General features: G+C 63.2%; 23 protein-coding genes and 1 pseudogene. 13 read left to right on the plus strand and 11 right to left on the minus strand.

Features of this window, described 5'->3' with window-relative positions; translation table 11 throughout:
- Positions 1-99: 99 nt before the first annotated feature.
- Positions 100-852: a bifunctional 2-polyprenyl-6-hydroxyphenol methylase/3-demethylubiquinol 3-O-methyltransferase UbiG gene (gene ubiG / locus FJ941_RS03850; protein WP_140503189.1), complete on the plus strand. Its 753-nt coding sequence runs from the start codon at positions 100-102 to the stop codon at positions 850-852.
- An 82-nt stretch (positions 853-934) separates the two neighbouring features.
- Here ubiG and FJ941_RS03855 read toward each other — a convergent pair whose 3' ends face one another.
- Positions 935-1825: a DMT family transporter gene (locus FJ941_RS03855; RefSeq protein WP_140503191.1), complete on the minus strand. Its 891-nt coding sequence runs from the start codon at positions 1823-1825 to the stop codon at positions 935-937.
- Positions 1826-1922: 97 nt separating this feature from the next.
- On the opposite strand from FJ941_RS03855, the gene FJ941_RS03860 reads away from it, so the two are divergent.
- Positions 1923-2408: a MarR family transcriptional regulator gene (locus tag FJ941_RS03860; RefSeq protein ID WP_140503193.1), complete on the plus strand. Its 486-nt coding sequence runs from the start codon at positions 1923-1925 to the stop codon at positions 2406-2408.
- Positions 2409-2415: 7 nt separating this feature from the next.
- Here the strand turns inward: FJ941_RS03860 and FJ941_RS03865 are convergent, their stop codons facing one another.
- From FJ941_RS03865 to FJ941_RS03880, 4 genes are read right to left on the minus strand one after another with little or no spacing between them, the layout of a single operon-like run.
- Positions 2416-2841, minus strand: coding sequence for a DUF1178 family protein (locus FJ941_RS03865; protein ID WP_140503195.1), 426 nt, complete (start codon positions 2839-2841; stop codon positions 2416-2418).
- Positions 2838-3698, minus strand: a complete 861-nt coding sequence (locus FJ941_RS03870) for a carbon-nitrogen hydrolase family protein (protein ID WP_140503197.1) — start codon at positions 3696-3698, stop codon at positions 2838-2840. The genes FJ941_RS03865 and FJ941_RS03870 overlap by 4 nt, the downstream gene beginning before the upstream one ends.
- A gap of 10 nt (positions 3699-3708) precedes the next feature.
- Positions 3709-3978: a glutaredoxin 3 gene (gene grxC, locus FJ941_RS03875; protein WP_027143431.1), complete on the minus strand. Its 270-nt coding sequence runs from the start codon at positions 3976-3978 to the stop codon at positions 3709-3711.
- Between the two features lie 25 nt (positions 3979-4003).
- Entirely contained in the window at positions 4004-4816 is an 813-nt protein-coding gene (locus FJ941_RS03880; protein ID WP_140503199.1) for a ComF family protein, read from the minus strand.
- A 65-nt stretch (positions 4817-4881) separates the two neighbouring features.
- On the opposite strand from FJ941_RS03880, the gene FJ941_RS03885 reads away from it, so the two are divergent.
- The gene (locus FJ941_RS03885) at positions 4882-5754 is read left to right on the plus strand and encodes a methyltransferase domain-containing protein (protein WP_140503201.1); all 873 of its coding nucleotides are present in this window, start codon (positions 4882-4884) and stop codon (positions 5752-5754) included.
- A 143-nt stretch (positions 5755-5897) separates the two neighbouring features.
- Here the strand turns inward: FJ941_RS03885 and FJ941_RS03890 are convergent, their stop codons facing one another.
- The 5 genes from FJ941_RS03890 to argJ all read right to left on the minus strand — a co-directional run bounded on the left by FJ941_RS03890 (position 5898) and on the right by argJ (position 9057).
- Entirely contained in the window at positions 5898-6077 is a 180-nt protein-coding gene (locus FJ941_RS03890) for a Flp family type IVb pilin (protein WP_140503203.1), read from the minus strand.
- 109 nt (positions 6078-6186) lie between these two features.
- Entirely contained in the window at positions 6187-6501 is a 315-nt protein-coding gene (locus FJ941_RS03895) for a hypothetical protein (RefSeq protein WP_027143435.1), read from the minus strand.
- Positions 6502-6618: 117 nt separating this feature from the next.
- Entirely contained in the window at positions 6619-7041 is a 423-nt protein-coding gene (locus FJ941_RS03900) for a (deoxy)nucleoside triphosphate pyrophosphohydrolase (RefSeq protein ID WP_140503205.1), read from the minus strand.
- Entirely contained in the window at positions 7034-7786 is a 753-nt protein-coding gene (locus tag FJ941_RS03905) for a GNAT family N-acetyltransferase (protein ID WP_140503468.1), read from the minus strand. Before FJ941_RS03905 ends, FJ941_RS03900 begins: the two co-directional genes overlap by 8 nt.
- A 29-nt stretch (positions 7787-7815) precedes the next feature.
- Entirely contained in the window at positions 7816-9057 is a 1242-nt protein-coding gene (argJ, locus tag FJ941_RS03910; protein ID WP_140503207.1) for a bifunctional glutamate N-acetyltransferase/amino-acid acetyltransferase ArgJ, read from the minus strand.
- Positions 9058-9169: 112 nt separating this feature from the next.
- Between argJ and FJ941_RS03915 the strand changes: the two genes are divergently transcribed.
- Together FJ941_RS03915 and FJ941_RS03920 are read left to right on the plus strand one after the other, a co-directional pair.
- Entirely contained in the window at positions 9170-9529 is a 360-nt protein-coding gene (locus FJ941_RS03915; RefSeq protein ID WP_246673681.1) for a caspase family protein, read from the plus strand.
- 105 nt (positions 9530-9634) lie between these two features.
- Positions 9635-10234 carry a TetR/AcrR family transcriptional regulator gene (locus FJ941_RS03920; RefSeq protein WP_140503209.1) on the plus strand — a complete coding sequence of 200 codons (600 nt, stop codon included), beginning with the start codon at positions 9635-9637 and terminating at the stop codon, positions 10232-10234.
- Positions 10235-10308: 74 nt separating this feature from the next.
- Here FJ941_RS03920 and FJ941_RS03925 read toward each other — a convergent pair whose 3' ends face one another.
- Positions 10309-11235: a peptidylprolyl isomerase gene (locus FJ941_RS03925; protein ID WP_140503211.1), complete on the minus strand. Its 927-nt coding sequence runs from the start codon at positions 11233-11235 to the stop codon at positions 10309-10311.
- Positions 11236-11496: 261 nt separating this feature from the next.
- Here FJ941_RS03925 and secA point away from each other — a divergent pair, with 261 nt between their 5' ends.
- From secA to FJ941_RS03965, 8 genes and pseudogenes are all read left to right on the plus strand, one after another.
- Complete coding sequence (gene secA / locus FJ941_RS03930; protein WP_140503213.1) at positions 11497-14229, plus strand: preprotein translocase subunit SecA; 2733 nt, start codon at positions 11497-11499, stop codon at positions 14227-14229.
- Between the two features lie 441 nt (positions 14230-14670).
- Positions 14671-14928, plus strand: a pseudogene (locus tag FJ941_RS03935) (polysaccharide biosynthesis C-terminal domain-containing protein); the annotation flags it as partial.
- The gene (locus tag FJ941_RS03940; RefSeq protein WP_140503215.1) at positions 14928-16208 is read left to right on the plus strand and encodes a GNAT family N-acetyltransferase; all 1281 of its coding nucleotides are present in this window, start codon (positions 14928-14930) and stop codon (positions 16206-16208) included. The pseudogene FJ941_RS03935 and the gene FJ941_RS03940, both read left to right, overlap by 1 nt.
- A 194-nt stretch (positions 16209-16402) precedes the next feature.
- Positions 16403-17509, plus strand: a complete 1107-nt coding sequence (locus FJ941_RS03945) for a DegT/DnrJ/EryC1/StrS family aminotransferase (RefSeq protein ID WP_181169707.1) — start codon at positions 16403-16405, stop codon at positions 17507-17509.
- The gene (locus FJ941_RS03950) at positions 17506-18444 is read left to right on the plus strand and encodes a glycosyltransferase family 2 protein (protein ID WP_210242211.1); all 939 of its coding nucleotides are present in this window, start codon (positions 17506-17508) and stop codon (positions 18442-18444) included. The genes FJ941_RS03945 and FJ941_RS03950 overlap by 4 nt, the downstream gene beginning before the upstream one ends.
- Positions 18441-19391 carry a WxcM-like domain-containing protein gene (locus FJ941_RS03955; protein WP_140503221.1) on the plus strand — a complete coding sequence of 317 codons (951 nt, stop codon included), beginning with the start codon at positions 18441-18443 and terminating at the stop codon, positions 19389-19391. The genes FJ941_RS03950 and FJ941_RS03955 overlap by 4 nt, the downstream gene beginning before the upstream one ends.
- Positions 19392-19395: 4 nt before the next feature.
- Positions 19396-19764, plus strand: a complete 369-nt coding sequence (locus FJ941_RS03960; protein ID WP_140503223.1) for a hypothetical protein — start codon at positions 19396-19398, stop codon at positions 19762-19764.
- 310 nt (positions 19765-20074) lie between these two features.
- Positions 20075-20278, plus strand: coding sequence for a CsbD family protein (locus FJ941_RS03965; RefSeq protein ID WP_027143449.1), 204 nt, complete (start codon positions 20075-20077; stop codon positions 20276-20278).
- Positions 20279-20480: the final 202 nt, after the last annotated feature.

Genomic DNA, 20480 nt, shown 5'->3' on the forward strand with positions numbered 1-20480 from the left:
ATGGCCTGACATGGAGCGCCGCGATGTCAGCAGGGGAAAATGTTGCCTTGACATTCGATGCCTCACGCCCGACTTCCTAGCGTCCGAGGAGACCAACCGATGCCTGAGCCCCGACGATCGACGATCGATGCCGGAGAAGTGGAACGCTTTTCCGCCCTTGCCGCCGAATGGTGGAACCCGAACGGCAAGTTTCGTCCGCTGCACAAATTCAACCCAATCCGGCTTTCCTATATCCGCGACCAGATCGCGGCGCGCTTCGGCCGCGACCCGCGCGCGGCGCGGCCGTTCGAGGGCCTGCGTATCCTCGACATCGGCTGCGGCGGCGGTCTTTTGTGCGAGCCGATGGCGCGGCTCGGTGCCGAGGTGGTCGGAGCGGACGCCTCCGAAACAAACATAGAAGTGGCGAAACTGCATGCCGCCGAAGGCAATGTGAACATCGACTATCGCGCCACGACGGCAGAAGATCTCGCCGAGGCCGGCGAGAAATTCGATGTCGTCCTCAACATGGAAGTGGTCGAACATGTCGCCGACATCGACCTGTTCGTCGCCAAATGCGGCGAGATGGTCAAGCCCGGCGGCATCATGTTCGTGGCCACCATCAACCGCACGCTGAAGGCGCTCGGCCTGGCCATCATCGGCGCCGAATATGTGTTGCGCTGGCTGCCGCGCGGTACCCATCAGTTCGGCAAGCTGGTGCGCCCGGAAGAGCTGGAAAAGGCGCTGGGCGGCGCCGGCCTGACCATCATCGACCGAACCGGCGTCACCTACAATCCGCTTGCCGACCGCTGGTCGCGTTCGAAGGACATGGACGTCAACTACATGGTGCTGGCGGAAAAGGGAGGATCGGTCTGAACAGCCAATCCTCAGCCTCAGCCGCCGCCGATACCCACAGCCCGAGCCCGGCGGCGACGCCGGCGAAATAAGCCCGAACCCCTCAGGCTTTCTGGCTCTGCGCCTTTGTGGTGATGAACACGCCGGCGGTGATGATGACGGCGCCGATCCAGGTCAGCAGCTGATAGTGTTCGCCAAGGAAGATCGTACCGGCAAACAGCCCGACGGCCGCCGCGACATAGCCGATCTGGCTGAGATAGACCGGACCGCCCACCGCCTGCAGCCGGAAGAAGAAAGCAAACATCGCCGATGCCGAGGCCATCTGCGCCACCACGGTGAGCTGCACGGTGCCGAGCTGGATGAAGGCCTTGTCGCCAAGCAAGATCAGGATGCCGACAAGCAGCATCGTCGCGGACGCCAGATGGCTGCCGACCGCGAGTTCGATAGGACCGGTTCCTTCCGGCCAGTCGATAGTGCGGTAGATGTTGCCGGCAGCGAGACTGACAGGAATGAGCAGGCCCAGGACGACCCAGAAGATTTCGGCCGGCTGGCCGGCCTCGCCGCGCGTCACCGCCACCATGATCGCGCCGACGAAGCCGACGGCGATGCCGATGATGCCCAGCATGTTGGGGCGCCGCACACCGAGCAGGATTGAAAACACCAGCGTGACGACCGGCGACAGCGTGAACATGATGCCGGTGTAGCCGGCGCCCAGATGCGGAATGGCCGAAAACATCAGGAGATTGGGGACGGCATAAGACACCGCGGCGGTGACGAAGAAATAGCGCAGTTTGTGCCCGGTGAGCCGGATGTGCTGGCCGCGCAGCAGCAATACGACGAGAAGCACACCGCCGGCGCCAAGCGATATGACGAAGGCCCAGACCATGGCTGGCACGCCGGCCGCCGTGGCGACCTTGCCGAAAGGCAGCGTCAGGCCAAGCAGGCCGCCGGTGACGACCAGCAGGCCGAGCGCCGAATCCCAGAGAAGCTTCATCGTCGAGTCCTGTAGCGTGCCGCCCTTGGCCGGCATTACATCTTCGGGTAAGATATCGGAAAGATTCTTAGCGTCAAGATACATTACGGTGAGATAGATGGACCGTGCAGGGAAAGCCATCGAGCAATGGCAGCGGGAACGACCGGACCTAGACGTGTCGCCGATGGCGGTGATCGGGCGCTTGAATGAGGTCTCCGCGCTGATCGCGCGCGAGCGCCTTGCGCCGCTCTTTGCCCGCTTCGGACTGCAGGCGGGAGAGTTCGATGTGCTAGCAACGCTGCGCCGCTCCGGCTCACCTTACGCGCTGAACCCGACAGCGCTTTACGAGGCGACGATGGTGACCTCCGGGGCCATGACCAACAGGCTGGATCGGCTCGAAACATCCGGATTGATCCAGCGCGGGCCACACCCCAACGACCGGCGCGGCATCGTCGTGCGGTTGACCGAAAAGGGGCTCGCCTTGATCGACGAAGCTGTTGCCGCCCACGTGGCCAATGAGCACCAGATCCTGTCCGGCCTGACACAGACCGAACGAGAAACACTTTCGCGTCTGCTGGAAAAACTGATCGGCAGCGTAAGCTAATTGCTAGCTAGTTCCGGTCGTCCGGAAACACCGGGATCGGCATGAAATCGACGCCGTCCTCGGCTAGGCCCTTGGCCTCTTCCAGCGTCGCCTCGCCATAGATGCCGCGGGCATCGGTTTCGCCGAAATGGATCTTGCGCGCTTCCTCGGCGAACTTGTCGCCGACATAGTCCGCATTCTCGCGCACCTTCTCGGCCATCGCCTTCAGTTGTGCCATGGCCTGCTTCTGCGCCTCGCCCATGGCAAGTGCTATGGTTTCCTGCTTGCGGGCCGTGGAAACGGCGGGCGCCATCAGGGCCTTCTCGACCTTGTGCGAGCCACAGCTGGGGCAATCGACAAAGCCGCGCTTCTTCTGCGTGTCGAAATCGTCATTGCTGCGAAACCAGCCCTCGAACTCGTGCTCGTTTTCGCAGATGAGGGAAAAGCGGATCAAGAGGCGGCACCCCTGAAACGCGGCGCCTCGCCGGCGTTGATGGTGAAATCCCGCGCATTTTTCAAATTGGGGATCTTCTTGCGCGCGGCAATCGACTGCGCCGGGTCGATCTCGGCAACGATCACGTCAGGTTCGTCATGCGCGGCTTCCGCGATGATGCGGCCCCACGGGTCGACGATCAGCGAATGCCCATAGGTCTCGCGGCCGTCCTCGTGCAGACCGCCTTGCGCGGCGGCTACGACAAAGGCGCCGTTCTCGATGGCGCGTGCTCTGAGTAGCACATGCCAGTGCGCCTCGCCGGTCTGGCGGGTGAAGGCGGCCGGCACGGAAAGCAGGTCGGCGCCGGCCATCGCCTCGGCGCGGAACAGTTGCGGAAAACGCAGATCGTAGCAGACGGCAAAGCCGAGCTTGGCACCCCCGATCCCGGTGACAACGGCCTCTGTGCCGGGCTCGTAGGCGGCCGATTCACGCCAGCTCTCGCCATTGTCGAGATCGACGTCGAACATGTGGACCTTGTCGTAGGTGGCGAGCGTCGCGCCATCGGGTCCGAACAGGAGCGCGCGGTTGGCAAGCTTGCCGTCGGCGCGCAGGATGGCGGTCGAGCCGATATGCAGGTACACGCCGAGTTCGCGCGCCAGCCTGCGCGCCGTCGAGACGATGATGTCCTTGTCCTCGGAGGTGAAGGAGGCGGCACGCGCCTGCTTGTCGCGGATCAGCGCGCCGGTCATCTCCGGCGTCTGGATATAGGTCGCGCCCTGGACTGCCGCCTCGCGCACCATCCGCTCCATATCGGCCGCATTGCGCTCGGGGCTCTCGCCTGAACGCATCTGCACTGCCGCTGCCTTGAAGACACCCATTGTCACCCCCTCAAATCGACGCGCCGTTGGCGAGCAGTTTGTCCAGCCGGCCTTCCGCCTCCAGTTCATGGAGGTCGTCGCAGCCGCCGACATGCGTGTCGCCGATGAAAATCTGCGGAAAGGTCGTGCGCCCGTGAGCCCGCGACATCATCTCCTGGCGCAGTTCCGGTGAGAAGGACGCGTCGTGCTCGGTATAGGCGACGCCTTTGCGCTCCAGCAGCCGCTTGGCCGCCGTGCAGTAGCCGCACATCATGCGCGTATAGATCGTGACATCGACCATGACGAATTCCGCTTCCGTTGCCGACTTATATAGTCGCGGACTCGTCCGCCCGGAAGTCCCCCGGCAACACGCGGGCAAAGGTCAGCACGTCGACGGCGGCAGCGCCTCCCTTTTTCAGCGCCTTGGTGGCGGCACGCACGGTTGCGCCCGTGGTGTAGACATCGTCGATCAGAAGCACCCTGCGGCCGGCAATCTCGATCTCGGCCTCGGCGGGCACGCGAAAGGCGGCGCGCACGTTCTCCTCGCGCTCGTGCCGCTCCAGCCCGACCTGCTGGCGGGTGAGTTTCACGCGATGCATGGCGGAAGGCGCGAAAGATAGCCCGCTCAGCTCGCAAACCGCGCGCGCCAGTTCCGCCGACTGGTTGAACCGCCGCCTGAAAAAACGGCGCCAATGCAGCGGCACAGGCACCACCACATCCGCGTCGGCGATGAGGTCGGCGCCCACGCGGACCATCCAGCGCGCCATCCAGGGAGCGAGATCGGTGCGATCCTGGTATTTCAGCCCTTGCACCATCTGGCGGGCGACGCCGGAATAGGCGACCGCTGCCCGCGCCCGCTCGAAGGGCGGCGGATCGGCGATCGCCTCCGCCGACAGGAAACCCTCGCCCATGTGATGGGTGAACGGCGTACCCATTATCGGGCACCAGGGCCGCTCCAAGAGCCGCAGCTTCGGCCAGCAGGCGCCGCACAGCACGCCGGGCTGCGAGACCTGCCGGCGGCAACCGGCGCAGACCGGCGGAAACAGGATACGCGCCGGCCAGCCAAGAGCCGACCGGGCTGCCGACCCGGCCAGCTTGCTGATCTCGTCGGACTTGATCTTGGGCATCGGATCGGCCACGTGGTTGGTTTCTCGTCGCCACCATACGAACCATATCAGGGCGCGGATATACAAGGACCCATCCCTTGCAACCTATAATGGATACCTCCCTGTGGCTGGCGCACAAGCGGCGTGCGCTCATCCATCCGGTTAACGGTGCCGACTTCCTCATGCATCGCGCCGCCGAGGACCTTGCCGACCGGCTGGGCGCCGTCGAGCGCAGGTTCGCCAAGGCGGCGGTGCTGTTTTGCCAGACCTCGGCCGCGGCCGACGTCCTTGCGAGGAGCGGCAAGGTAGCCGACATCGCCCGTGTCGAGGCGGATGCGGCTTTCCTGAATGGCGCCGCCGGCCTGATTGCGCCGCTGGAGACCGTGCCGTTCGAGCCGCAAGGTCTCGATCTGGTGGTGTCGCTTTTGTCGCTGCAGACGATGAACGACATTCCGGGCATGCTGATCCAGATCCGCCGCGCCCTGCGGCCGGACGGACTTTTCCTTGGCGCCTTCGCAGGCGCCGGCACGCTTGCGGAACTGCGCGAAAGCCTGCTTGCCGCGGAAACCGAACTCTACGGTGGCGCCAGCCCGCGCGTCATCCCGTTCACCGATGTGCGCGATGCCGGCGCACTGCTGCAGCGCGCCGGTTTCGCACTGCCGGTCGCCGACGTCGAGACGGTGACCGTGCGCTATGCCGACCTTTTTGCGCTGATGGCCGATCTGCGTGCCATGGGCGAAACCATCGCGCTTACCGACCGCAGCCGGCGGCCGGGGTCACGAAGGCTGTTTGCCCGCGCCTCGGAAATCTACGCCGAACGCTTTTCCGACTCCGATGGTCGCATCAGGGCAAGCTTCTCCATTGTCTGGATGTCCGGCTGGGCGCCCGACGCGTCGCAGCAAAAGCCGCTGAAGCCCGGTTCCGCCAAGGTTTCGCTAAAGACGATATTAGAGAAGCCTGAAGGACACTGACCCGTTCGCGGGCATCAGCCCCAGAGCAATCCAGGGAAACTGCGTAGCGGTTTTCCCCGGGAAAACGCGTAGCGGTTTCCCTTGCGGAATTGCGTGAAACAGGAGTTAGAGCGGTTCAGCGGTTCTATCAAACAATGACCGCCCTACTGGGCGAAGGCGTTGGCAAGTCTACTGGAATTGTCGCTGAACAACCAAGTGATCGCGTTGAAGACCTGACTGATGCCGCCGACGATCGTAAGCGACAGCACGGCAATGATCAGACCATATTCGATGGCCGTGGCCCCGTTTTCGTCCTTCAGAAAGCGTAGCAGCACTGTTTTCATCACGTTCATCCCTCTTGCCGCAACCCTACCGCCGACCTGTTAAGAAAGGTTAACGGCACAGGCTTAACAGGCGATGAAATCGCCGCCTTTCGGAAATGTCTTAACCTTGTCAGCAGTCGCCACTGCTTTTGCCATCGGAGCGGATAATGCAGACCCCGCCGGGCTCGGCCTGCAGCACGCTGCGGCGCACTGTATAGGTGCTGCGATGGCTGATCGAACCCGTAGCCGTCATGTCGAGGCCGGGGAAATCTTCGCGGGCCGATTGCGAGCGCGTCTGACTGTCGAGGAAGGGGGTCGCGATCAGCGCCAGCGCCACCGCGGCCGATCCGAACAGCAACGTGATCCGCAGGACGCCCATGCCGGCATCGGCGGCACGAAAACCGCGGTCGGGCCGGATCGTATCCCAATCCCTGTCCAGGCTCATTCTATCGCTCCCCAGCGCATGGCGGCGGCCGTACCAGAACGGCCATCCATCAATTTTCCATGATGAGATAAATCTTCCATTAATGCTGGCTGACATGGACCGTGGTCCAATCAGCTCTCAGAGGAGATCGATCAGGAACGGGATCAATGGCGCGTCGGCCGGCGGCATCGGATAGTCGCGCATCTGTTTCGGCCGCACCCATTTCAGCGCCTGGCCTTCCCTCGGCTGGGCGATGCCGCGGAAGCGGCGGCAGACAAACAGCGGCATCAGCAGATGGAAGTCGTCATAGGAGTGGCTGGCGAAGGTCAGCGGCGCCAGGCATGGGATCTCGGTTTCGATGCCGATCTCCTCATGCAGTTCACGGATGAGGCATTGTTCCGGCGTCTCTCCGGCTTCGACCTTGCCGCCGGGAAACTCCCAGAGGCCGGCAAGTTGCTTGCCTTGCGGCCGCTGCGCCAGCAGCACGCGACCGTCGGCATCGACCAGCGCGCAAGCGGCGACCAGGAGCATGCGCTTGCCGCTGGATATCACATCATTCATGTCCGGGCGGCCGGCGGTAATGATAGCGATAGACTTCCTCGAAGCCGAGCGCGCGGTAGAGCGCCAGCGCCGGCGCGTTACCCGCCTCGACCTGCAGCCAGGCTTCCCGCGCGCCGCGCAGTCTCGCCCATTTCAGCGCCGACAGGATCAGGTTGCGGCCGTGGCCCTTGTTGCGCGCCGCCTTGTCGGTGGCAACCTCGAACAGGCCGGCTAGATCGCCGTCATGTACGCAGATCAGCGTCGCCAGCGGCTCCGCCCCATCCTCGAGCGCAAACAGCCCGGCCTCGGGCTGGATAGCGCCGATGATCTCCGACAGGCCCGGCCGCAGCGATACGTCAGAGCCGCTGACCTTAAGCAATGCGACGATGAAGCGGCTAATGTCCTTGAGCGGTATCTGGTCCATGGCCGCGTCGAGATGCGCGTCGGCCAACGGCAGCCGCATGACGAGCGATTCGTCGAACCGGCTCCAGCCCTCCTTGTCGAGATGGCTGGCAAGATCGGGGCCGGAGAGTGGCGACATGCGGAACGTCAACGGCCGGCCATAGGCATCGAAACGGCGGCTCGCCCGACCGATGCGGTCGGCGATGTGCTGGATGTCGCCGGGATCGAGCGGATTGACCGAGTTCAGCCGCTTGGCCGGATGGCCGGCGGTCAGGCGCACCACCCATGTGCCGTCATAATGGACGGCGGCCGCGGGCCAGGCGCGAAAGCCGGCCGCCTCGTAGCGGCGCACTGTCGCGAGCATGCTTGCAGGATGACGCGAAGCCAAGGCGATCAGCTCCGGTAGTCGCCGTTGATGGCGACATATTCCTTGGTGAGATCGCAGGTCCAAACCGTCGCCTTGCCACGGCCGATGCCGATATCGGCGCGGATGCGGATGTCGTCGCGTTTCATGTAGGCCGAGGTCGCTTCTTCCGAATAGCCGGGGTCGCGCTCGCCCTCATGCGCCAGCCGGTTGTCGCCGAACCAGATCGACAACCGGTCGCGATCCGCGGGCTCGCCGGCCTTGCCGACGGCCATGACGACGCGGCCCCAATTGGCGTCCTCGCCGGCGACCGCCGTCTTCACCAGCGGCGAATTGGCGATCGACAGCGCGATGCGCTTGGCCGAGCGGGCCGATTTGGCCCCGGTGACGGTGACCTCGACCTGCTTGCGGGCGCCCTCGCCGTCGCGCACCACCTGCAGCGCCAGCGACTTCAGCACCTTGCCGAGCGCCCGGCGGAACTGGCCAAGGCGGGCATCTCTGGGATCGGTGATTTCAGGCGCGCCGCGCTTTGCCGCCTTGCCGGTGGCGAACAACAGCAGCGTGTCGCTGGTCGAGGTGTCGCTGTCGACGGTCACCGCGTTGAACGTCTTGGCCGTGCCGCGCGACAACAGGTCCTGCAGGACCGGTGCCGCGATCGGCGCGTCGGTGGCGATGAAGGACAGCATCGTCGCCATGTCGGGCGCGATCATACCGGCGCCCTTCGAAATGCCGTTGATGGTGACATCGGCGTCGCCGAGCTTGACCGTCTGCGTCGCCACCTTCGGATAGGTATCGGTGGTCATGATGGCCCTTGCCGCCTCGGTCCACAGGTCCGGCTTGCCGTCGCTGACCAGCCCGGCGAGCAGATGGCTGAACTTGGTTGTGTCGAGCGGCTCGCCGATGACACCGGTCGAGGCGAGGAAAACCTCAGCCGCCGTGCAGCCGGCCGCCTTGGCCGCAGCTTCGCCCGTCATCGCGGTCGATTCGCGGCCTTTCTTGCCGGTGAAGGCGTTGGCGTTGCCCGAATTGACGACCAGCACCCGGGCCTTGCCGGTGCCAAGGTTCTGCCGGCAGAAATCGACCGGCGCCGAGGGACATTTCGACTTGGTGAACACGCCGGCGACCGCGGTACCGGCGTCGAACACCATGGCCAGGAGATCCGTACGGTTCTTGTACTTTATTCCCGCTTCGGCGGTGGCGATGCGCACCCCTTCGATTTCCGGCATTTTGGGGTATTTCTTTGGCGCGAGCGGCGAAATCGTCGTGGACATGGGACCTCGGGCGGGAAAATCGCAAGGGGAAGGCCGGTTTGCCCGATACGGCGCGCCGGTGCAAGCGCCGTTTTCGTCGCTCCCGCCAGGGCAAACACGTTCAGGATTAAGCTTGCGTTTCAAATCTGTTGGCGTCGCCAGGGTCCATGGCACTATGATCCTCCCTATGGGCAGGCTTGCGATCCTCGCTTGGGCATTTCTGGGACTTTTGCTGCTACGCGCCGACGCCGAGCCGGCGCGGCGCGTGGCGCTCGTCATCGGCAACGGCACCTATGCCGAGGCCGGCACGCTGGCCAATCCCGTCAACGACGCGCTCGACATCGCCGACAAGCTGCGTTCCATCGGCTTCGAGGTCATCGAAGGCAACGATCTCGGCAAGCGCGCGCTTGAACGCAGCATTGGCGAGTTCTCAGATGCGCTCGAAGGTGCCGGCGTCGGGCTTTTCTATTATGCCGGCCACGGCCTGATGTGAGACACCGCTTGATGACCGCGGCGCCCCTGCGTCACAAAACGGGTCGTTTCGTTTCATCGCCGGATCGCTTATCATTGCCAGAGAATTGAAACGAGGACGACAGGAATGGCCGAGGAGGCTGATACGGCGCGCAAATCGATCGGTGCGCGGCGCAATCCCGACAGTGCGGATGCCATACTGGAGGCCGCCGAGGCAGTCCTTGTCGAGGCCGGTTATGCCGGTTTCTCGATCGAAGCGGTGGCGCGGCGCGCACGCGCCGGCAAGCCGACCATCTACCGCTGGTGGCCAAGCAAGGCGGCACTGCTGCTCGAGGTCTATCAGCGCCAGAAGCGCGTCGACGTTCCCGATACCGGAGGACTGGAGGAGGATCTCGTCGGCTTTTTGATGAACCTGTTCTCGCACTGGCGCGAGACATCGTCGGGCAGCGTGTTCAGGTCCCTGATCGCCGAGGCGCAGTCGGATGAAACCGCCGCCGAAGCCCTTGCCGATTATGCTGGCGGACGCCGGGCCCACACCCGCCAGATCATCGAACGCGCCAACGCAAGGGGCGAGATCGCCAGCGACATCGATCCGGCCGTGGTCGCCGATCTCGTGGCTTCCTACGCCTGGCGGCATCTCCTGACCAACCGGCTCGGCGAACCCGAAGCGACGATCCGCAAGGTGGTTCGATATCTCCTGCAAGGCATAGCAGCGCCCGGCAGGTAGGCACCGCTGGCAAGTGCCAACGAAAAAGGGCGCGGCGCCTTTCGGCTGCCGCGCCCTTTTTCGAGCTGTCGGGCTTACTTGGCGCTTTCCAGCGTATCGACGGCCTTCTTCAGCTTGGCGTCGGGGATCTCGACCTTGGCACCAGCGCGCAGCGACTTGACCAGCGCGAAATACTTGTCCCTGATGACAGCCTGCTTGGCCTGGTCCTTGACCTCGTCGAAGGCCGGCGGCTGCTTGGCGCGCTTGTCCTCGAGCTTGATGACGTGCCAGCCGAACTGGGACTGGACCGGCTGCTCGGTGTACTTGCCGACATCGAGCGCGAACGCCGCCTTGTCGAACTCCGGCACCATCTGGCCAGGTCCGAACCAGCCGAGGTCGCCGCCATTGGACTTGCCCGAGGGATCGCTGGTGTGTTCGTTGGCGAGCTTCTGGAAGTCGGCGCCGCCGTCGAGCTGCTTGATGATCGCCTCGGCCTCTTCCTTCGTCTTCACAAGGATGTGACGGGCATGCACCTCGTTGACCGGCGGCGTGTTGGCGATTTCCTGGTCGTAGCGGGCGCGAACCTCGGCGTCGGTGACCTTGTCGACGACGCCCTTCTCGACCATTTCGCCATGCAGCGCGCGCTGCTGCAGGAAGGCCATGCGGCGCTGGAAGTCGGGATCCTTGTCGAGGCCTGTGGTGACCGCCTGGGCGGCCATGACGCGGATTTCGATGGCCGCCGAAAGTGCCGCGGCGCGGCGCTGCTCGGGTGGCAACTGCGCGAACTGCTGCGACAGTTCACCCTCGGCAAGCACCAGATCGGCTTCGGTCAAGGGCTGGCCATTGACGGTGGCGATCACGGTATTCGGGTCGACCGGCGCCACGGCCGGTGTGGCCGCATCCGCCGGGGCAGCCGGTGCGGGAGCGGCCTCCTGCGCCATCGATGGCGACAGGCAAAGAGCCGACAGGCCGAGGGCAAGGCCAAGGCTGGCAAGCGATGCACGGCTGAACAACAAGGACATAAGGATGACTCCGGTGAAGGATTGTAAGGAGGGCGGCTTCCAGATCAGCCAGATTGTGGCGGAATTTGGCGCGACCGGCAGGGCCAGCGCGGCGTTGACATCAGTTGAGCCCCCTCTTATCTGTCCAACGACTTGGCGTCCAGAACCGTTTTCCGGGCGCTTTTTGTGTTTGCCCGCATTCAGGCGGTGCGTTCACGTGGATGTGATGGGGCCGGCCGGCGCCTGTCTCAAGATTGAGAATTCTATCGAAAGGACCATTGGATGGTCAGTCTCGGCGGTCTCGCCCGTAAGGTTTTCGGTTCCTCCAACGACCGTCGGGTCAAATCGACCCGCCCCCGCGTCGAGGCGATCAACGCCATGGAAAACGAGATGCGGGCACTCTCCGACGCCGAGCTTGCCGGCCGCACGAAAAAGTTCCGCCAGGACATCGCCAACGGCGCCAGCCTTGACGACCTGTTGGTCCCTGCCTTCGCGACCGCCCGCGAGGCGGCGCGCCGCGTGCTCGGCATGCGCCCCTTCGACGTCCAGCTGGTTGGCGGCATGGTGCTGCACAATGGCGGCATCGCCGAGATGCGCACCGGCGAAGGCAAGACCCTGGTCGCGACGCTGCCGGTCTATCTCAACGCGCTTGCCGGCAATGGCGTCCATGTCGTCACTGTCAACGACTATCTCGCCACCCGCGACTCCGAATGGATGGGCCGCGTCTACAAATTCCTCGGCCTTTCGGTCGGCGTCATCGTCCACGGCCTGTCGGACGAGGAGCGCCGCGTCGCCTACGCCTCCGACGTCACTTACGCCACCAACAACGAGCTCGGCTTCGACTATCTGCGCGACAACATGAAGTATGAGCGCGCCCAGATGGTGCAGCGCGGTCACAACTACGCGATCGTCGACGAGGTCGATTCCATCCTGGTCGACGAAGCACGCACGCCGCTGATCATTTCCGGTCCGCTCGAGGACCGTTCGGAAATGTACAACACCATCGACACCTTCATCATCCAGCTGCAGCCGCAGGATTATGAAATCGACGAGAAGCAGAAGACCTCGATCTTCACCGAGGAAGGCACCGAGAAGCTGGAGAACATGCTGCGCGATGCCGACCTGCTCAAGGGCGAGTCGCTCTACGACGTCGAGAACGTCGCTATCGTCCATCACGTCAACAACGCGCTGAAGGCGCACCGGCTGTTCCAGCGCGACAAGGACTACATCGTGCGCAACGGCGAGATCGTCATCATCGACGAGTTCACCGGCCGCATGATGCCGGGCCGCCGCTATTCGGAAGGCCTGCACCAGGCGCTCGAAGCCAAGGAGCATGTGGCGATCCAGCCGGAGAACCAGACGCTCGCCTCCGTCACCTTCCAGAACTATTTCCGCCTCTACAAGAAGCTTTCCGGCATGACCGGCACAGCGCTGACCGAGGCCGAGGAATTCGGCAACATCTACGGTCTCGAAGTCACCGAGATCCCGACCAACCTGCCCGTTATCCGCAAGGACGAGGACGACGAGGTCTACCGGACGGTCGAAGAGAAGTACAAGGCGATCGTCAGGGAGATCCGCGAAGCCAGCGCCAAGGGCCAGCCGACGCTGGTGGGTACGACGTCGATCGAAAAGTCCGAGCAGTTGGCCGAGCGCCTGCGCAAGGAAGGCTTCACGGATTTCGAGGTGCTGAACGCCCGCCACCACGAGCGCGAGGCGGCGATCGTCGCCCAGGCCGGCAAGCCCGGCGCCATCACCATCGCAACCAACATGGCCGGCCGCGGTACCGATATCAAGCTTGGCGGCAATGCCGAGATGCGCATCGCCGACGAGCTGGGCGACATGCCGGAGGGTCCCGAGCGCGAGGCGCGTGAAAAGGAGATTTATGCCGACGTCGAGCGCCTGAAGGAAAAGGCGCTGGCCGCCGGCGGCCTTTACGTGCTCGCCACCGAGCGCCACGAGTCGCGCCGCATCGACAATCAGCTCAGAGGTCGTTCGGGCCGCCAGGGCGACCCCGGCCGCTCGAAATTCTTCCTGTCGCTGCAGGATGACCTGATGCGCATCTTCGGGTCCGAGCGCATGGACGGCATGCTGCAGAAGCTCGGCCTCAAGGAAGATGAGGCGATCATCCACCCGTGGATCAACAAGGCGCTGGAAAAGGCGCAGAAGAAGGTCGAGGCGCGCAACTTCGACATCCGCAAGAACCTGTTGAAATATGACGACGTCTCCAACGACCAGCGCAAGGTGGTGTTCGAACAGCGCATCGAGCTGATGGACGGCGAGGGCCTCTCGGAAACCATCAGCGAGATGCGCGAAGGCGTCATCGACGAGATCGTCGCCAAGGCGATACCCGAAAACGCTTACGCCGAGCAGTGGGACGTCGCGGGCCTGAAGGCCGAGGTCGCCGAATTCCTCAATCTCGACCTGCCGGTCGAGGACTGGGTGAAGGAAGAAGGCATCGCCGAGGACGACATCCGCGAGCGCATCTCTGCCGCCGCCGCCGACGCCGCCAAGGAGCGCGCCGACCGTTTCGGCCCCGAGGTGATGACCTATGTCGAGCGCTCGGTGGTGCTGCAGACGCTCGACCATCTGTGGCGCGAGCACATCGTCAATCTCGACCATCTGCGTTCGGTGGTCGGCTTCCGCGGCTACGCCCAGCGCGATCCGCTGCAGGAATACAAGAGCGAGGCGTTCGAGCTGTTCCAGGCGATGCTCGGCAATCTGCGCCAGGCCGTCACCGCGCAGCTGATGCGCGTCGAACTGGTCCGCCAGGCCGCCGAAGCCCCACCGCCCGAAGCGCCCGACATGTTCGGCACGCATATCGACGGCACCACCGGCGAGAACGATTTCGATGGTGGTGAGACCGCCCTCCTCGTCCGTCCGGAGCAGAATGTCATCGTCGCTCCCGAAGATCGCGACCCGAATAACCCCGCAAGCTGGGGCAAGGTCGGCCGTAACGAAGCCTGCCCCTGCGGCTCCGGCAAGAAATATAAGCACTGCCACGGCGCGTTCGCCTAAGGACGCAGCTCTTTCCTCCTCCCCGTCGCTACCGTCGCTACGGGGAGAAGGTAACCCGAAGGGGCCGCGATGAGGGCGGCGCCGAGGCTTGCGATTTTGTCTGATGTCTCCACCTTGGAGATGACTTCGCAACCGCGGCTCGCCTGTAGGAGGATTCCTCCAACCTTCCCGACGTAAATCTCCAAACCCTGCGCCGCCCCTCATCCGCCTGCCGGCACCTTCTCCCCATATAGTGACGAGTAGAAGGACGCTCCCCACCCACGCTTTCTTAAGGTGTCTTCGCTACACCAAAGCCTGAAAAGAGGCGGGAAACGGAGAGAAATCGGGGTGCGCTTTTCCGCGGCCACGACTGTCGGGCGGTTCTTGCCGCAGCGTTTGGCGCTGGGGCCGCTGCTTGACCGCATCGACGCCGTGCTGTTCACCGCCGACGAGCGCGTCGCGGCGCGCGCCGCCGTCGGTCCTTGCGAAAGCCTGCTCGCCATCAGCGGCAATCAGAATGTCTGCGCCGCCGTCCATGCCATGACACTGGCCTTCAACGTCGCGCTCAACGTGGTGCTGATCCCGTTTTTCGGCCTGTGGGGCGCGTCCCTGGCCACCGCCTTCGCCATGATCTTCGAGGCCGGCGCGCTGTCCTTCACGGTCTGGCGCAGGCTCGGCATCGTCATGGCGATCTTCGTGCCAGCCGAAGGAGCCGCCTGATGGCCGCCATCCCCTTGCTCGAGGAAACCAGCGGCGGTTCCGCCGGCGCCATGGTGTCCGGCCTTGCCGGACTGGCGCGCGACGCCGATCCGGCCCATATCGAGATCCTCGCCAACAACCGGCCCGAGCGCAAACTCGCCATCTACCCGGCATCGGCCGGCTTCGACCTGGTCGAGGAACTGGACTATCTCTGCGCCCGCACGATCGAGCCGAACGTCTTCTTCAACCCGCGCTTTCTGGCGCCGGCCATGCCCCGGCTGGAAGACCGCGAGGTACGCCTTGCAGTGATCCGCGACGGTGACGAATACCGCAACCGGCTGCGCCTGCTGGTGCCGATCTCGGTGGAGCGGCCGATGGTGCCGCTGGGCGTGCCGGTCATGCGCACATGGTCGAGCCCGTTCGGTCCGCTCGGCACGCCGCTGATCGACCGCGACGATCCGGTCGGCGTGGTCGAGGATTTCTTCTCGATGCTGTCGCGCCCGCATTTGAAGTTGCCGAAAGTCCTGGTCCTGCCCGACATCAGGCTGGACGGTCCGGTGGCGAGCCTGATCGGCACCGTGGCCGAGACGCGCGGGCTGATGCTGGTCACCACGGGTCAGACCTCACGCCCGGTGCTGGAGAGCGAACTCGACGGCGACGACTATCTGAAGGCTTCGCTGCGCGCGCACCATTATCGCGAGTTTCGCCGCCTGAAGCGGCGCCTAGGCGATCTCGGCAAGCTCGAACACGTCGTGGCACGCGGCCCCGAGGAAATCCGCCACGCCATCGAGCACTTCCTGACGCTGGAAGCGTCCGGCTGGAAAGGCCGCGAGCGCACCGCCATGGCGATCGACCGATTCCGCGCCGCCTTCGCCCGCGAGGCTGTGCACCGGCTCGCCGAACAGGACATGTGCCGCATTCATTCGCTGACGCTCGACGGCCGCACCATCGCTTGCCTGATCGTCTTCGTCGAAGCTGGCGTCGCCTACACCTGGAAGACAGCCTATGACGAGGCGCTGGCCGTCTATTCGCCCGGCACGCTGCTGATGATCGAGGTCACCAGGCAGCATCTCGAAGATCCCAACATCATGATGACCGATTCCTGCGCGGTGCCCGATCACCCGGTGATGAGCCGGTTATGGAGCGAGCGCAAGCCGGTCGGCACGCTGGTGATCGGGTTGACGCGCGACGCCGACCGCCTCGCCCGCCAGGCCGCCTCACAGTTGCACCTCTACCGAGAGACCCGCAACATGGCGCGACTGCTGCGCAACCGGATGAAGAGTTTGCTGAAAAGGCGGTAAGGGGTCCGTCGAGACGAGCCTGGCCGCGGTCAATCAACCTGTCGCGCAGCCGGCGTATCGCGTTCAATGGAGGTCGCGGTCTTTTGACGACAGCATTAATTCAGCTTGCCAAGAGTTGTGTCCAGCGACCACTCTCGAAGTGAAAAACAGATTCAGCCATTGAGTCGCCGATGACGAAACAAGATTCCGTCCCGATGAACGACCTCAAGCGACTGTATCGACGATACCAGGTCGAAATTGAACGTGAAATAACAGGCACACTGCGCTCCGGATGGTGGCTCAATGGCGCGATGGGCAAGAAATTTGCCGCCAACTTTGCAGGCTTCATCGGCGTCTCGGATTGCGTTCTTGTGGCCAACGGAACGGACGCTCTCGAACTGGCCTTAGCTGCGGTTGTCTCACGCAATGGCGCTCGGGGACGCGAAGTCATCATGGCTGCCAATGCCGGCGGCTACGCAAGTTGCGCCTGCTGGCACAACGACCTTGTCCCCCACTATGTCGACGTCGAGGCAGCCAGCCAGTTGATCAGCGTTTCATCGGTGCTGGCCGCGGCCGGCATCGATACCGCTGCCATCGTGGTCACGCATCTTTATGGTGGCGTCGTCGATGTCGGTGCCATCAAGAGCGCGCTCGCCGAGACCGGGCTCTCACATATTCCTATCGTGGAGGATTGTGCACAGGCGCATGGCGCACGTATCGGCGGGCGCGTGGCGGGTTCGCTCGCGGACGTGTCGACTTTCAGCTTCTACCCGACCAAGAATCTCGGCGCGGCGGGTGACGGAGGCGCCATTCTGACGTCGGAGCCGGCGATCGCCAAACATGTACGGCGGCTGCAGCAATATGGCTGGATTTCAAAATACCATGTCGGCGTACCCTATGGCCGGAATTCCCGCATGGATGAGGTCCAGGCGGCCGTTCTTGATGTCTTTCTGCGTGATCTGGGCGATAGAAACGAACAGCGCCGTGCTATTCTGGGCCGCTACAAGTCGGCCGCCGGGCGGCGGCTGCAGTTCGTGGAAGGCGGTGACGGCGCGATCGCGCACCTTGCCGTCGCCCTATGCGAGGAGCGCGATGCATTCAGGATTTTCATGAAGGAGCGTGGCGTCGATACCGATATCCACTACCCCGTCCTTGACTGCGATCAGGTTGGCTGGGCAGGACTGCCGATGAAAGGAACCGAAAATCTGGTGGTCTCAAGGGCCAGCGTCAACCGTCTCTGCACCGTGCCATGCTATCCCGACATGACGAATGACGAGGTCGGCCAAGTCTGTCTGGCGCTCGCCCAATGGGAGGCAATGTGACGACACGCTCGATCGTTTTTCCGATCTACCGCAATCAGGCGAATGTCCCCTCCCTGATGCAGGCGGTCGCCAATTTTCATGCCAGATATGGGGGCGATATCGAATTCGTCTTCGTCATCGACGGGTCGCCGGATGAATCGGGGCCCCTGCTTCTCAATGCGCTGAAGACCTCCGGCTTCGACTACAAGATCATCTTTCACAGCCGGAATTTCGGCTCCTTCACCGCCATTCGAACCGGTCTCGAGCATGCTTCTGGCGATCATGTCGCCGCCATGGCCGCCGACCTCCAGGAGCCGCCGGAACTGATCGTGGAGTTCTTCTCGATCCTGGATAAGGATGGCGCAGACGTCGTATTTGGACGCAGGACCGGCCGCAATGATCCGCCGATCACACGGTTTTTGTCGAAAGCGTTCTGGGCGGCCTACCGCAGGCTCGTCCTGCCCAGCATGCCAAGCGGCGGGGTCGATATTTTTGCCTGCAACCGCCAGGTGCTGGAAGCGATCCTGTCCATCGAGGAGCCCAACTCCTCGCTTGTCGTGCAATTGTTCTGGGTTGGCTTCAGGCGGGAATTCGTGCCCTATCGCCGGCGCGAACGAGAGCACGGAACGAGTGCCTGGAGCATGGCCCGTCGGTTCAGATACATGATGGACAGCATCTTTTCGTTCTCCGACTTCCCGATAATTCTGACCCTTTGGGTGGGCTTTGCGGGCTGCCTGCTCAGCCTGATGTTTGCGGCCGTTACCGTCGCGGCGCGGTTGCTCGGCAACATTGACGCGGCGGGCTACACAACGCTGGTGCTGCTGATCGTGGGCTTCGGATCGGCCAGTCTGATGGTCCAGGGCATTCTCGGCTGCTATCTCTGGCGGGCGGTTGAAAACACCAAGTCACGGCCCCTCCGGGTGATCAGCCGCGTCGTCGAGGGGACATCGAAATGACCGGCAAGGCATTTTTTGTTCATGAGCAGGGCATCTGCGAAAGTCCGCATATCGGCCAGGGAACACGCATCTGGGCGTTTGCCCACGTTCTGCCGGGCGCCGCTATCGGTGCGGGCTGCAACATTTGTGATCATGTTTTCATCGAGAACGACGTGGTGATCGGTGATGACGTGACTATAAAAAGTGGCGTTCAATTGTGGGACGGCCTCCGCCTTGGGAACCGCGTGTTCGTTGGTCCAAACGCGACATTCACCAACGATCGTTTCCCGCGCTCGAAAGAGTATCCCGAGGCATTTCTTCTGACGACGGTGGAGGACGGGGCATCAATAGGCGCTAATGCGACCATCCTGCCAGGCATAGTCATCGGACGTCAGGCGATGATCGGCGCCGGCGCGGTGGTGACCAAAAACGTTCCCCCCAATGCCGTGGTGGTCGGAAATCCAGCCATCATCATCGGCTACCAGACCGGTCCGCAAATCCAGCCGACAGTGACGCAGACATTCCCCGATACGCCCGGCGAAAGAATGCCGCTTGGCATCGGCGGCGGCGAACTCTGGCGGCTGCCGCATTTTGGCGACCTGCGCGGCGAGATCGCACCGCTGGAGTTCGGTTCGAACCTGCCCTTCAAACCGGCACGCTCCTTTCTGGTCTACGGCGTGCCTTCCGACAAGGTCCGGGGCGAGCACGCGCATCGCGAATGCCATCAATTCCTTATCGCCGCCCACGGCCGGCTTTCGGTTGTCCTCGACAACGGCCATGACAGAAAAGAGGTTTCACTGGCCGAACCGTCGATCGGGCTCTACATGCCGCCAGGCATCTGGGGAATCCAGTACAAATTCCAGCCAGACACGGTCTTGCTGGTCATGGCTTCGCATCACTATGACGCCAGTGACTACATCAGGGATTATACGGATTTCCTCAGCGTAGTCAGACAGGACGGCCGCTGACCGAATGCGCGCAGACGCTGTCCGCTTCCTCGTCGCCGGTGGTCTCAACACAGCTTTGACCAGCCTCATCTATTTTGCCGGCCTCGTTGTCCTGCCTTCAGGTATTTCCTATACCATTGCCTGGCTGGCCGGTCTGTTGTTCGTCATGATGTTCTATCCCGAGCGTGTCTTTCCCGGAGGACGCACCGGTTTTGCCGATCGCCTGGCGATGGGGGGCTCGATCATTGTCGTCTTCCTGATCGGATTGGCGAGTCTTCACTTTCTGCGAAGCATCCAGCAGAAGACCGCGATCGCGTTCTTCCTGACCCTTGCCGTCACGACGATCCTCAACTTCCTGATTTCCCGATGGATACTTCGCCGACCATGCAGATAGGCAAACGCGCGACCAAGCCGGCGATCAACCTGTTCGCCATCTTTATTGATATGTATTTTTCGGAACTGACTTCCTTTCGCTGACCGGATTGGCGGGGGCGCGGGATGCCGCAACGGACCTGCCAAGTGCGACCTGGACGGGTTGGTCAAAACGCTGATCTTGCATCGCTGCCCACCTCCCGAAGCGCTCAATGCGACACCCGTAGCTGAATATAGGCGAGCTATTCCGGAACATTTTTGCAGAGCTGGATGTTGGATGTCATGACGGGGCGTGCTCGCCCTGCTTTCGACAGACCATCGAGGAGAGAACCATGGATTGGAACCGCATCGAAGGAAACTGGAAGCAATTCAAGGGCAAGGTGAAGGAACAGTGGGGCGATCTCACCGACGACGATCTTGACCAGATAGCCGGGAGGCGCGACCAGCTGGAGGGCAAGATTCAGGAACGCTACGGCATCGCGAAGGATCGCGTTCGCCAGGAGGTCGACGACTGGTATCGCCGCCAGAGTTGGTAGTTCGTTCAAACGTCCATTTCGTTGAGAGGCGCCGGCATGGGCCGGCGTCCTTTCTCCGTCTTGGGCAGATGGCTGCGGTGCCCTCAGCTTTGCCTTGCTGATCGAGAATTGGCTGACGCTGGCTAAACTCCGGCGACGCCTCCCGCTTTGAAAGCCTTCCGCGCGCAACCTCCGTGAATGCTTCCTAAACTTCAAACGGCGT

The organism is Mesorhizobium sp. B2-3-13 (assembly GCF_006442195.1).
GTDB lineage: Bacteria > Pseudomonadota > Alphaproteobacteria > Rhizobiales > Rhizobiaceae > Mesorhizobium > Mesorhizobium salmacidum.

Excerpts from the sequence above, each read along its gene's own strand:
- ubiG (WP_140503189.1), top strand. The coding sequence starts at position 100 with ATGCCTGAGCCCCGACGATCGACGATCGATGCCGGAGAAGTGGAACGC.
- FJ941_RS03955 (WP_140503221.1), top strand. The coding sequence starts at position 18,441 with ATGACCGGCAAGGCATTTTTTGTTCATGAGCAGGGCATCTGCGAAAGT.
- FJ941_RS03870 (WP_140503197.1), bottom strand. The coding sequence starts at position 3,698 with ATGGGTGTCTTCAAGGCAGCGGCAGTGCAGATGCGTTCAGGCGAGAGC.
- FJ941_RS03895 (WP_027143435.1), bottom strand. The coding sequence starts at position 6,501 with ATGAGCCTGGACAGGGATTGGGATACGATCCGGCCCGACCGCGGTTTT.
- FJ941_RS03905 (WP_140503468.1), bottom strand. The coding sequence starts at position 7,786 with ATGCTCGCGACAGTGCGCCGCTACGAGGCGGCCGGCTTTCGCGCCTGG.
- FJ941_RS03945 (WP_181169707.1), top strand. The coding sequence starts at position 16,403 with ATGAACGACCTCAAGCGACTGTATCGACGATACCAGGTCGAAATTGAA.
- argJ (WP_140503207.1), bottom strand. The coding sequence starts at position 9,057 with ATGTCCACGACGATTTCGCCGCTCGCGCCAAAGAAATACCCCAAAATG.
- FJ941_RS03965 (WP_027143449.1), top strand. The coding sequence starts at position 20,075 with ATGGATTGGAACCGCATCGAAGGAAACTGGAAGCAATTCAAGGGCAAG.
- FJ941_RS03890 (WP_140503203.1), bottom strand. The coding sequence starts at position 6,077 with ATGAAAACAGTGCTGCTACGCTTTCTGAAGGACGAAAACGGGGCCACG.
- secA (WP_140503213.1), top strand. The coding sequence starts at position 11,497 with ATGGTCAGTCTCGGCGGTCTCGCCCGTAAGGTTTTCGGTTCCTCCAAC.
- FJ941_RS03960 (WP_140503223.1), top strand. The coding sequence starts at position 19,396 with ATGCGCGCAGACGCTGTCCGCTTCCTCGTCGCCGGTGGTCTCAACACA.
- FJ941_RS03900 (WP_140503205.1), bottom strand. The coding sequence starts at position 7,041 with ATGAATGATGTGATATCCAGCGGCAAGCGCATGCTCCTGGTCGCCGCT.
- FJ941_RS03855 (WP_140503191.1), bottom strand. The coding sequence starts at position 1,825 with ATGAAGCTTCTCTGGGATTCGGCGCTCGGCCTGCTGGTCGTCACCGGC.
- FJ941_RS03940 (WP_140503215.1), top strand. The coding sequence starts at position 14,928 with ATGGCCGCCATCCCCTTGCTCGAGGAAACCAGCGGCGGTTCCGCCGGC.
- grxC (WP_027143431.1), bottom strand. The coding sequence starts at position 3,978 with ATGGTCGATGTCACGATCTATACGCGCATGATGTGCGGCTACTGCACG.
- FJ941_RS03925 (WP_140503211.1), bottom strand. The coding sequence starts at position 11,235 with ATGTCCTTGTTGTTCAGCCGTGCATCGCTTGCCAGCCTTGGCCTTGCC.
- FJ941_RS03860 (WP_140503193.1), top strand. The coding sequence starts at position 1,923 with ATGGACCGTGCAGGGAAAGCCATCGAGCAATGGCAGCGGGAACGACCG.
- FJ941_RS03920 (WP_140503209.1), top strand. The coding sequence starts at position 9,635 with ATGGCCGAGGAGGCTGATACGGCGCGCAAATCGATCGGTGCGCGGCGC.